We start from the raw sequence: 10,418 nt of genomic DNA, 5'->3' as shown, positions 1-10,418 counted from the left end.
TTACTTCATTAAATAACTTATAATATTCTTGCTTTGTTTCATTAATATATTTGCAAACATCAATCCTTATTTGAGAAGACTGTTCGGTTGTGACATCCCCAATATATTCATCATTAACAAACAACTTCATTTTGGTGTTTGCTATTTCTGGTATTTCTATTTTAAAATTATCGCGTGACATAAACTATGGTTTAAAGGTAAATGTAATTTTCATTTTTACAGCACCCCTTTCCCATGTACGGGGCTCATTTATCTTTTGTAAACCCCCCCGCTTCTTTATGCTTTGAGCAACTAATGCATCCTAGTTGATGTCATCAGGGTGGGAACCGCCACGGGCACCGCGCTCCAGTCCGTCAATGGCCAGCATCTCTTCGGTGGTGAGTTCAAAGTCAAAGACGTTGATATTCTCCCGCATGCGTTCCGGGTTGACGGTCTTCGGGAACACAATGACATCGTGCTGGAGATGCCAGCGCAGCACCACCTGGGCCGGGGTCTTTCCGTGGTTTTCTGCGGCAGCCATGATGGGGGCTTCCTTAGACAGGTCATAGCGTCCCTGGCCCAGTGGCCCCCAGGATTCAACGGCGATGCCTGCTGCCCTGGATGCTTCCTGGGTTTCACGCTGCTGGAGGGCCGGGTGCAACTCAAACTGGTTGATGGCGGGGACGATGGTGGCTTCGTCGATAAGCTTGGCTAGGTGCTCCGGCAGGAAGTTGCACACGCCGATGGAGCGGGAGCGCTGACCAAGCTGCTCCAGTTCCTTCCACGCTGTGACAAAGTTGTTGTTCTTCGGTGCTGGCCAGTGCAGCAGGAAGAGATCAACATAATCCAGGCCGAGCTTGTTCAGGGATTCGGTGAAGGCTACCTCTGCATCATCGAAGCGGCTCGGCCACAGCTTGGTGGTCACATACAGCTCATCGCGAGGAATACCGGACTGTGCAATCGCACGCCCGACGCCTTCCTCATTACCGTAGAAGGCCGCGGTGTCAATGTGGCGGTAACCTGCCGCAAGTGCCTCGGACACCACACGCTCAGTTTCCTCCGGATCCACCTTGAACACACCGAAACCCAACTGCGGGATGGTGTTGCCATCATTCAGGATCACTTCAGGGATGGTGACCGGGTTCGTGGTCTCCTTCTTCTTAGCCATGAGTGCCTGCATGAGCTTATCGCGCTCTTCCTCCGGTGAACCGAAGAATGAACCGGTACCAACAATCGACATATGTGGATTTTCCTTTTCTCATCAACGAGGCAACAACTATCCCGTCCACTATATTGCGGAAGACCGTGGGGGCGGTGTGGTCCCCTGCTGGCACGGCTCTATGCTTGGAAAGCATGAGCTATGACTTCGTCCTCTTTGAAACCGATGGTGACCCCGGAAACGCCCGCTTTTCCAAGTCGCCTCTGACAGAACGCATCGATTTTGCAGAAGCATCCACCACCCCGGTGCTGGAATCACTTGCTGCAGGTCTGGGCGCGACTGTTCCAGCTGGCATCACGCTTGAGGATGACACCCCCATCCAGCTCTCCGGTGATCGCTGCCTATATGTGGCCACCAACTATAACGATGCGGAAGCCACCGCTGCCTGGCTGTCTGAGATTGCCGTGGACTATGGTCTCGGACTGGCCGATATGAACTCGGATGTGATCCTGCTCTTTGGTGATGAAGACACCGATGCTGTGGTCCAGACTGACAAGTTCTTCTCCCCCGGCTTCTCCGCTTATGGACTGCCACATCTCCTGTTGGAGGTCCTGCGTCTGAAGGACTCGCTGGCTCCCTATCTCCGTGTCACCCGCGTGGCTGATGATGCACACTTCATCCAGACCCTCTACCGTGCGGATGAGAAGAACTGGTTGGTGGAATACCGCTCCGGTGCAGACAAGACCGTTCAAGGCACTGCCGTGAAGACTCCGAAGGATGTCATTGCACTGATCACCGGTTGGTTCAACGGTGTGGCTGACTTTGATGCTGGCCATGAATGGGAAGACGTAGCCGAGTAGGTTTCTCTCTGACTGGACTCTCTGACTAAAGGCAGGGAGTCCTTCTGTCTTTGGGAACTCCTAGAATCCGCCTGGCCATGGGCACATACAAAACTGCCCGTCACCTTCAACAATGTGAAGGTAACGGGCAGCTTCTGATCATTATCTGATCGAGGTGGCCGGTGCGTAGCGCCGGCCGGGGTGGGGCTTGAGAGACTTAAGCGTCCACAGCCTCGTTCTCGACGATGTTCACGACGCGACGGTTACGCTTGGTAGCGAACTCGACCGCACCGGTCTTCAGAGCGAAGAGAGTGTCGTCGCCACCGCGACCGACGTTCTCGCCTGGGTGGAACTTGGTGCCGCGCTGACGAACGAGGATCTCTCCTGCGTTCACCTGCTGGCCACCGAATCGCTTAACGCCAAGGCGCTTGGCCTCAGAGTCACGACCGTTGCTGGAGCTTGATGCACCCTTCTTGGTTGCCATTCTGGATTCCCTCCTTCAAAGGAAATAAAGCCGACAGGCTTACTTGATTCCGGTGACCTTCAGGACGGTCAGCTTCTGACGGTGTCCCTGGCGCTTCTTGTAACCGGTCTTGTTCTTGTACTTCAGGATCTTGATCTTCGGGCCCTTAACGTGCTCGACGATCTCGGTGTTGACGCTCACAGAAGCGAGCTTGTCAGCGGCGGTGGTCACATCGGCGCCATCGACGAGCAGAACCGGGGTGAGAGCTACGGAGGCACCCGGCTCACCCTCGATCTTCTCGACCTTTACGAAGTCGCCTTCGGCAACCTTGTACTGCTTTCCGCCGGTCTTGACGATCGCGTACATAGAGGGCTACCCCTTATCTGATTCTCGGCTCAGGCTCCCCGAGCGGGGACGGCCTGATTGGACTACTTTTACAATTGCGTTTTGGGCATGCTGGACCAACAAGGGCCCAGTGTCACGCACTCATTCGCCGTGAAATGGGCTAATGGGCATTACTGACATAGCCTAAAACAGCGACTGTCCAAGACTACCCCTAAACGCGGCTCAAATACAAACCGCGTTTAGGCCCCTAGCCACGTTGCGGTTTCCTGGTAACACGACGACGGCGCGCACCAGAGTTCTGCTTCCGTGGCTCATTCCGCAGCTCACTCCGGGGAGCATCCTGTGCTTCCGATGATGCTGGACTATTCCGCTGTGCAGGTACTTCAGATGAAGAGTTTGATGCCAGACGCACAGCACGGCGGCGACGGCGGCGGTTCGGGCTGGATACCTGCCCCTCCACTGATTCCTGAACCTCCGGGGCCGCCGCAACTGCAGGCGTGGATGGTGCCACTGGTGCTGCATCATCGAGCGCTTCAATATCACTGCTCATCCGACGCACTGCACGACGCCGCACACGTCCCGGGCGAGTTGATGGGGCGCTTGCCGCGACCTCACTCGGACGGTTGCGGCGAGATGCCTTCTCCTCGGTCGCTGCTTCCGCCACAGCTGCAGCTTCTTCCTGCTGCACCACTGGAGTCTGGCTAAGTCCGCGTCCACGGCTACGTCGTCGACGTGACCTCTCGTCACCCTTGCGCTCATCCTGCTGAGGTGCACGCTGCTCACTTGCAGGCTGAACCTCAGTCACCACAGCAGGCTCTGCCACTGGTGCAGCTGCCGGCTCCACCACTGACTTCCTGCCCCGTGAAAAACGGGTCGGTTCGGACTTGAAGTCCTCCCTCTTCGGCGCATGATCCGAACGGGAGTTTCCGCGGGTACCACGACGGCGACGCGGGCTGGCCTCAAATTCAGCCAAAGCCTCCTGGTAGGAAGAACCATCAACAGAACCCTCAGTAGAGCCACCAGAGGTGCGAACCTCAGGAGCAGGCTCCACAACCGCATGATCATCTTCAAAGAAGCGCTCATCCACAGCGACATCGATCGTATCGGCCACATAGTTGGATCCGGATGGCTCATCCGGATCTTCCTCATTGGCGATATCCACTGCCGCAGCGGCGATCGCGGCGATATCGTCAGCACCAACAGAGATGGTGTGAGAGGAATCAGTCTCAGCAACAGGCTGCTGCTTGCCGCGGCGCCTGCGGGCACGTCGACGTGGGCCTTCCTCTGGTTCCACGGTGGAGACAACCTCATCTGCTTCGACGGTGTCAACCGTGTCACCAGAATCGGAGTGATCGCCGAGGATGACAGAGGCAGCAAGGTCCTCGAATTCCTTGTCCATGTCATGCTCTTCGTCATCGACGAGGTCCTGCATGGCTACAACCATCGGGTGCTGGGCGGGATCAGTGACCGGCTTCTGCGATTCCCGATTCCGCTTATGGCGGTTGGTGCGCTCCTCAGCCTTGGCCTCCACACGGGCATCAACGGTATCCACTGGGTCCTGGTGAATAACCAAGCCGCGACCTTCACAGTGCTCACATTCAGAGGAGAAGGTTTCCAGCAGGCCGGCACCGATGCGCTTACGCGTCATCTGAACCAGGCCGAGTGAGGTGACCTCGGAAACCTGGTGGCGGGTGCGGTCATTTTCCAGTGCCTCATTGAGTCGACGCAGCACCAGTTCCTGGTTCTCAGGCAGGACCATGTCGATGAAGTCGACCACGATCATGCCGCCGAGATCGCGCAGACGCATCTGACGGACGATCTCCTCAGCAGCCTCAATGTTGTTGAGAGTGACGGTTTCCTCCAGGTTGCCACCACCCTTGCCGGTGTAGCGCCCGGTGTTAACGTCGATGACCGTCATGGCCTCGGTCTTGTCAATGATCAGCGAGCCACCGGAAGGCAGATCAACCTTCCGGGACAGTGCTTCTTCCAGCTGCCGGTTGAGATCGAAGGCTTCAAAGGCATCCTTACCCTCAAAATCTGCGCGCTCGAAGTGCTCCACACGGCTGACCAGGTCAGGGGCGACGGACTGGATGTAGGCACGCACGGTGTTCCATGCGCGGTCGCCATCCACGATGAGGGAGGTGAAATCCTCATTGAACAGGTCACGGATGACCTTGACCAGCATGTCCGGCTCTTCGTACATGGTGACCGGCTGGGCGTTGCGGGACTTCTTCTCCACCTTGGTGCGTTCCTGGATCTGTTCCCACAGGGTGTGCAGACGGTTCACATCGGCGGAGATGTTCTCCTCGGAGACACCTTCAGCGGCGGTACGGATGATGGTGCCGCCCTGCGGTGGAACCACGCGTCCCAGGATTTCCTTGAGTCGCTTACGCTCAGGTCCTGGCAGTTTGCGGGAGATTCCTGCGCTGCGGCCACCTGGAACATAGACCAGGTAGCGGCCCGCCAGAGAAATCTGGGTGGTCAGGCGTGCGCCCTTATGGCCCAATGGGTCCTTGGTCACCTGGACCAGCACCTTGTCACCGGATTTGAGTGCCTGCTCGATGCGGCGTCCGCGGCCACCGAGGCCTGCTGCCTTCCAGTCCACTTCGCCGGCGTAGAGCACACCGTTGCGCCCCTTGCCGATATCAATGAATGCGGCTTCCATGCTCGGCAGCACATTCTGCACACGGCCCAGGTAGATATTACCCACCATGGAGGACTGCGCATCAGAGGTGACGAACTGCTCAACCAGCAGGTCGTCCTCCATCACGCCGACCTGGGTGACCAGGCCGGAGTTGTCATGGCGGTGACGCTCACGCACGATCATGCGGCGTTCCATGGATTCACGGCGTTCCATGAATTCCTGGGTGCTCACCACGTGACGCTTCTTGCGGCCTTCTTCGCGCATCTCGGTGCGGCGGCGACGCTGCGCCTCCAAACGGGTTGAGCCCTTGATACCGACGGGTTCGTCAACAACCTCAGGTTCTTCCGCCTCAACGGTGCTTGTCGACGTCTCTTCCGCCACCTCCTGCGGCACTTCCGGTCCCCGGCCGCGGCCGGTGCCCCGGCGGCCACGGCGCTTGCGCGCTGCGCGTTCCTGCACCTGGGTGTCATCGGTGTCGTGAATATCCTCGGTGGGGATCATTTCCGGTGCCACAAAGATCGGGGCATAGATCGTTGCCTCTGCTGGCGGTGGGGTGATCTCCGGGATGATGTCCTCGAGCAGCTCCGCATGCATCTCTGCTTCAGCCGCAGCAATCAGGTCAACAGCTTCGATTTCCGGCTCGGGGTTCGGGAGCTCGGAGACTTCAAGAGCTTCAACGGCTGCAGCAGGTTCAGCGACCTCGGCGAGCTCACGCTCAACTTTTTCTTCGATCTGATGGATCTCATTAGCCACGTTCTTTTCCACGCGGCGACGGATCTTCTCCACCGGTTCCACATCGGGTACAGCATCTGCCGGGGCGTCCTGGACTGGCTTGGCCAGGACGTCGAGAAGCTTATGAGCCTCGTCTAGGTTCAGACTGGACTGTGCAACCTTCACCAGGCCGATGGAATCCAGCGCAACAACTAGGTCCTTGGACATCAGCCCAAGCTGCTTAGCCAACTGGTGGACACGGGTCTTCTCCCCCAGTTGGGAACGGTCAAAATCCGCAGCGAGAACGGCGGAAGGTGATACATCCGTCTCCTGTGAAGTTATGGGGGCCTTCTTTTTTGCCAAGGCGAACTCCTATTTTCTTATCTCTTGACCGCACGTGCAGTGTTCCCGGGCGCTGGCAGATGACCATGTCCAATCTCGGTCTTTCCCTGCCGCCGCCGCACAGGTAGTGGTGCGATCGTCTACAACTATGTACAAGTTTTCAAAAATTATCGGGCACATAAAACCAACCCTTCGCACCATTGTTCCACATTCCCAGGCGCAGCCTCGTATTCAATCCCGTATGTTCTCTATATATGGGTGAAATTGAAAAGCGCGCAGGGGCGGAGCCACCAGAACTCTGGAAGTTCCTCCCCATGGCCGTGTTGCTCAGTACTGCCAGAATCACCATGGAATTTGAGGTCTGGGCTTCTATCCCCCTGTTCATTCTGGCGGTGGCCTCAATACTGATCCCTTTCCCGCCGAACCACGGAAAAGACATGGACGGGTGGAAGATCCACACCACCAAGGGTGATGAACGCCGAGCGATGATCTCCCTGGCGGTTCCGGCGACAGTGTTGGCCATCGATATCTTCACCGGGGACCAAGCACTTTTCGGGCTCCCTCCACTGTGGTCGTCCTCCCTCTATGGTGTGGCCTTCGGTTCCGCCTTCACTTATTCCCTCGCCCGGCAGACCATGCTCCCCCACCGCCGGAAGAAGGAGCTCATCAAGCAGATCATTGACAATGCCTCACTGGATTCGGTGACCGCCTCTGATCTGGACGCCCTTGATCAACCGGATCCTCAGCTGCTGGTCCGGGGGCTGGTTGCCCATGGTGCCATCGATGGCACACGGGTCAGGGCGCGTCGGCTGGCCAAGGTCTTGGACTGGGATGTAGCTCAGGTCCACGCAGTATCCCGAGCACTCGAACAGCGCGGCATCACCAGCAAATCCGTCATCATGGCCGGTGGTGATCCAGGAAAATTCTTCTTCGAACTCACCGAGAAAGGTGTGGTTTTAATGAAGGAATTACACAGCGGCAGATAAATTGTAGACACATCAACAACATTTGTGGTTATACTGGTCCCCAACGCTTTGATCAATAGATTTCCTCAGCCCAGGAGCTTTCGCCATGTCCAATCTGGAACCCAACCCCGAAGAATACGAACTTGCGCAACCCGCACCCGGAACACCCACGAATCCACAATGTGAAGGCGGTGCGGATGTGGAGATCATCACCGCCCGCACAGTCCCGCTTGGCGGACCGCGCGCCATGACGGTGCACCGCACACTTCCCCAGCGTCAGCGCACCCTGATCGGTGCCTGGTGTTTTGTGGACCATTATGGCCCCGATGATGTGTCCGCTTCTGGCGGTATGGATGTTCCACCCCATCCACACACCGGCCTGCAGACCGTCACCTGGCTATTTGAGGGCGAGGTCACCCACCATGATTCCGGTGGTAACCACGCTGTGGTTCTTCCCGGCGAGGTCAATCTCATGACCGCCGGCGCCGGCATCTGCCACTCCGAGGTGTCTGCCACCCCGGTCACCACTCTGCACGGTGTGCAGCTGTGGACGGTCCTGCCCGATAGTGACCGCAATGGTCCACGCCGTTTCGATCACTATGCACCAGAGTTGATCAACGTGGAGGGTGGCACTGCACGCGTCTTCCTCGGTGATCTCCTGGGAGCGTCCTCCCCTGTCACCACCTTCACCCCCTTGGTCGGTGCGGAACTGCGAGTCAATCCCGGTGAAACCATGACTATTGAAGTCAATCCGGAGCACGAGCACGGACTGCTGGTGGATTCCGGTGATATCCAACTTGAGGGTGTCACCGTCCAACCCCGGGAACTGGCCTACACCGGTGTGGGTGAGAAGATGCTGCGCATCCATAACACCGGTGACACCCCGGGGCTGCTGCTGTTCATCGGTGGTGAGCCCTTCACCGAGGACATCGTGATGTGGTGGAACTTCATCGGACGTAACCATGAAGAGATCAAGCAGTTCCAGGAGCAGTGGAATGATCATGATGATCGTTTCGGCATTACCCGTGGTTATGTCAGCCATCAAAGCGATGGCCTGCACAGACTGCCAGCGCCAAAGCTGCCGAATTCAGTGATCAAGGCACGAGTGAATCCAGAACCAACTGCACGACCAGATTTGAGGATTGATTAAATGCGTTCTAAGCATGGACCGTACATCGACAAGTTCTACCCAGAGCCGTATAAGCAGCTGGTGGAGGTGTCCAAGACACTGAATAAGCTCTACCCGGAGGTCGATCTTCCTAAATCCCTCATTGAGCTGGTCAGCGTGCGCGTCTCCCAGATCAATGGTTGTGGCACCTGCCTGAGCATCCATGTCCCGGCTGCCCGCAAGGCCGGTGTGCCGGAGAAGAAGCTTGATGCCCTTCCTGCATGGCGCATGGTGGATGAGTACACCCCGGAAGAGAAGGCTGCCCTGCAGTTGGCGGAATCTCTCACCCTGCTGGACCGCAATGAAGGCCACTTGGCGGCTCGTACTGCCTGTAGTGTCTTCGCCGAAGAACAGGTGGCTGCCCTTGAGTGGGCGATCATCATGATCAATGCCTTCAACCGTGTGTCCATCGCCAGTGGTCACCCACTGCTTTAATAAGACATAAAAAATGCACCCACCGTATGTGGTGGGTGCTTTTTTATTTGATCTTTACAGGTTCGGGAACCAGATGGAGATCTCGCGCTCAGCGGACTCAGGGGAGTCGGAGCCGTGGACAACGTTCTCGCCGACGGTCAGAGCGAAGTCGCCGCGGATGGTACCTGGGGTTGCCTTGGCAACTGGGTCGGTGCCACCAGCGAGCTGACGCCATGCGTCGATGGCGCGTGGGCCCTCGACGATGCCAGCGATCAGTGGTGCGGAGGTGATGAACTCGACGAGCTCACCGAAGAACGGCTTGTCAGCGTGCTCCTCGTAGTGCTTTTCAGCGGTCTCGCGGTCAGCGACACGGAGGTCCAGAGCAGCAAGCTTCAGGCCCTTGCGCTCGATGCGGGCGATGATTTCGCCGACGTGGCCGTTGGTGACGCCGTCTGGCTTGATGAGGATGAGAGTACGTTCAGTCATGCTCGGAGATTCTACCTAATGAGTACCATTCTGTCGCAACGAGGTCCCCCTTGGCCTCTTTTGATTCCTCTAAAGCTTCTGAACAGCCTCTGCCACAGCGGTTGCGGAGGCTCCCCTGCTCCACAGCTGGGCCTGCCGGATCGCAGCACTTTCCTGGCCCTGGCTTTTCAGTTCCTGCAGTTCCTTGACCTGCTCCGCGGTGAACACCACCGGCTGGTCCACTGTCAGTCCGCTGGCACGGTTGCGCATTCCCACCACCAGTGCCACACCGGCAATGGCGATGGCCAGGATCGGAACAATCACCGGTGATCCGGCAATCCGGGTGATCACTGCCACCACACAGAACAGCACAGCAACGGAAAAGACCAGGGCGGACTTGGGGTTTCGCATACCCATCAAGTTACGGCGGGACAGACAACTTTTCCATACAGTGGGGTCCACCACCCCACATTAGGAGGAAGCACATGACCCTGGTTGATAAGAAGAACAATGATGTCAGCGTCTCCCGCAATGAGGCGGAGAGCCGCTATGAGATCACCTACGCCGATGCTGCCAAGCCCGCTGGTTTCGCGGAGTATCTGATCAATGACAATGACCGGATTTTCTACCACACCGAAATTGATGATCAGTTCGGTGGACGCGGCCTGGCTTCCATCCTCGTGGGTGAAGCCCTCAAGGACACCTTCCCCAGCGGTCAGGTTGTCGTCGGGTTGTGCCCCTTTGTCAAAGGCCATGTGGAGAAGAAGGGCTATGACGGTGCCTACCGTGATGGCACCAAGGATGACATGGCCTTCATCAGGGAGATGAAGCGCTAGTCCCCTGCCTCTAAAAACCCACCCCGAAAACGAACCCCGGCGGCACCGAAAAAGTTGGTGCGCCGGGGTTTTCGTCGTCAAGCAGGGG

At 57.5% G+C, this 10,418-nt stretch carries 12 protein-coding genes; 5 read left to right on the top strand and 7 right to left on the bottom strand.

Annotated features, from left to right (window positions below; all coding sequences use genetic code 11):
- Nucleotides 1–181, bottom strand: a 181-nt coding sequence (locus tag Q0M74_RS03420; protein WP_293951647.1) for a hypothetical protein, incomplete at its 3' end; no start/stop codon positions are given.
- Nucleotides 182–301: 120 nt separating this feature from the next.
- Nucleotides 302–1,219: an aldo/keto reductase gene (locus tag Q0M74_RS03415; protein WP_293951646.1), complete on the bottom strand. Its 918-nt coding sequence runs from the start codon at nucleotides 1,217–1,219 to the stop codon at nucleotides 302–304.
- A gap of 113 nt (nucleotides 1,220–1,332) precedes the next feature.
- Here Q0M74_RS03415 and Q0M74_RS03410 point away from each other — a divergent pair, with 113 nt between their 5' ends.
- Complete coding sequence (locus tag Q0M74_RS03410) at nucleotides 1,333–1,998, top strand: hypothetical protein (RefSeq protein ID WP_293951645.1); 666 nt, start codon at nucleotides 1,333–1,335, stop codon at nucleotides 1,996–1,998.
- Nucleotides 1,999–2,194: 196 nt separating this feature from the next.
- On the opposite strand, the gene rpmA is transcribed toward Q0M74_RS03410, so the two are convergent.
- The 3 genes from rpmA to Q0M74_RS03395 form a co-directional block, all read right to left on the bottom strand.
- Nucleotides 2,195–2,461: a 50S ribosomal protein L27 gene (gene rpmA / locus Q0M74_RS03405; RefSeq protein ID WP_293951644.1), complete on the bottom strand. Its 267-nt coding sequence runs from the start codon at nucleotides 2,459–2,461 to the stop codon at nucleotides 2,195–2,197.
- 39 nt (nucleotides 2,462–2,500) lie between these two features.
- A complete protein-coding gene (rplU, locus tag Q0M74_RS03400) occupies nucleotides 2,501–2,806 on the bottom strand; it encodes a 50S ribosomal protein L21 (RefSeq protein ID WP_293951643.1) in 306 nt (101 codons plus the stop codon).
- A gap of 226 nt (nucleotides 2,807–3,032) precedes the next feature.
- Complete coding sequence (locus Q0M74_RS03395; protein WP_293951649.1) at nucleotides 3,033–6,482, bottom strand: Rne/Rng family ribonuclease; 3,450 nt, start codon at nucleotides 6,480–6,482, stop codon at nucleotides 3,033–3,035.
- Between the two features lie 254 nt (nucleotides 6,483–6,736).
- On the opposite strand from Q0M74_RS03395, the gene Q0M74_RS03390 reads away from it, so the two are divergent.
- From Q0M74_RS03390 to Q0M74_RS03380, 3 genes are all read left to right on the top strand, one after another.
- Nucleotides 6,737–7,468 carry a hypothetical protein gene (locus Q0M74_RS03390; protein ID WP_293951642.1) on the top strand — a complete coding sequence of 244 codons (732 nt, stop codon included), beginning with the start codon at nucleotides 6,737–6,739 and terminating at the stop codon, nucleotides 7,466–7,468.
- An 85-nt stretch (nucleotides 7,469–7,553) separates the two neighbouring features.
- On the top strand, nucleotides 7,554–8,597 hold the full coding sequence (locus Q0M74_RS03385) for a pirin family protein (RefSeq protein ID WP_293951641.1): 1,044 nt from the start codon (nucleotides 7,554–7,556) through the stop codon (nucleotides 8,595–8,597).
- Nucleotides 8,598–9,050, top strand: a complete 453-nt coding sequence (locus Q0M74_RS03380; protein ID WP_293951640.1) for a carboxymuconolactone decarboxylase family protein — start codon at nucleotides 8,598–8,600, stop codon at nucleotides 9,048–9,050.
- A gap of 54 nt (nucleotides 9,051–9,104) precedes the next feature.
- Here Q0M74_RS03380 and ndk read toward each other — a convergent pair whose 3' ends face one another.
- On the bottom strand, nucleotides 9,105–9,515 hold the full coding sequence (gene ndk, locus Q0M74_RS03375) for a nucleoside-diphosphate kinase (protein WP_293951639.1): 411 nt from the start codon (nucleotides 9,513–9,515) through the stop codon (nucleotides 9,105–9,107).
- 69 nt (nucleotides 9,516–9,584) lie between these two features.
- The gene (locus tag Q0M74_RS03370) at nucleotides 9,585–9,905 is read right to left on the bottom strand and encodes a hypothetical protein (RefSeq protein WP_293951638.1); all 321 of its coding nucleotides are present in this window, start codon (nucleotides 9,903–9,905) and stop codon (nucleotides 9,585–9,587) included.
- 74 nt (nucleotides 9,906–9,979) lie between these two features.
- Here Q0M74_RS03370 and Q0M74_RS03365 point away from each other — a divergent pair, with 74 nt between their 5' ends.
- Nucleotides 9,980–10,330: a GNAT family N-acetyltransferase gene (locus Q0M74_RS03365; protein ID WP_293951637.1), complete on the top strand. Its 351-nt coding sequence runs from the start codon at nucleotides 9,980–9,982 to the stop codon at nucleotides 10,328–10,330.
- Nucleotides 10,331–10,418: the final 88 nt, after the last annotated feature.

The sequence above is a fragment of the uncultured Corynebacterium sp. genome, from assembly GCF_945649885.1.
Taxonomy (GTDB): Bacteria; Actinomycetota; Actinomycetes; order Mycobacteriales; family Mycobacteriaceae; genus Corynebacterium.
The sequence above is the reverse complement of the archived record's forward strand: the minus strand, read 5'-3'. Positions and strand labels throughout refer to the sequence as shown.

Bases quoted from the DNA above. Each gene is read 5' to 3' on its own strand.
- Q0M74_RS03415 (WP_293951646.1), bottom strand. From the start codon at position 1,219: ATGTCGATTGTTGGTACCGGTTCATTCTTCGGTTCACCGGAGGAAGAG.
- Q0M74_RS03410 (WP_293951645.1), top strand. From the start codon at position 1,333: ATGAGCTATGACTTCGTCCTCTTTGAAACCGATGGTGACCCCGGAAAC.
- rpmA (WP_293951644.1), bottom strand. From the start codon at position 2,461: ATGGCAACCAAGAAGGGTGCATCAAGCTCCAGCAACGGTCGTGACTCT.
- rplU (WP_293951643.1), bottom strand. From the start codon at position 2,806: ATGTACGCGATCGTCAAGACCGGCGGAAAGCAGTACAAGGTTGCCGAA.
- Q0M74_RS03390 (WP_293951642.1), top strand. From the start codon at position 6,737: ATGGGTGAAATTGAAAAGCGCGCAGGGGCGGAGCCACCAGAACTCTGG.
- Q0M74_RS03385 (WP_293951641.1), top strand. From the start codon at position 7,554: ATGTCCAATCTGGAACCCAACCCCGAAGAATACGAACTTGCGCAACCC.
- Q0M74_RS03380 (WP_293951640.1), top strand. From the start codon at position 8,598: ATGCGTTCTAAGCATGGACCGTACATCGACAAGTTCTACCCAGAGCCG.
- ndk (WP_293951639.1), bottom strand. From the start codon at position 9,515: ATGACTGAACGTACTCTCATCCTCATCAAGCCAGACGGCGTCACCAAC.
- Q0M74_RS03370 (WP_293951638.1), bottom strand. From the start codon at position 9,905: ATGCGAAACCCCAAGTCCGCCCTGGTCTTTTCCGTTGCTGTGCTGTTC.
- Q0M74_RS03365 (WP_293951637.1), top strand. From the start codon at position 9,980: ATGACCCTGGTTGATAAGAAGAACAATGATGTCAGCGTCTCCCGCAAT.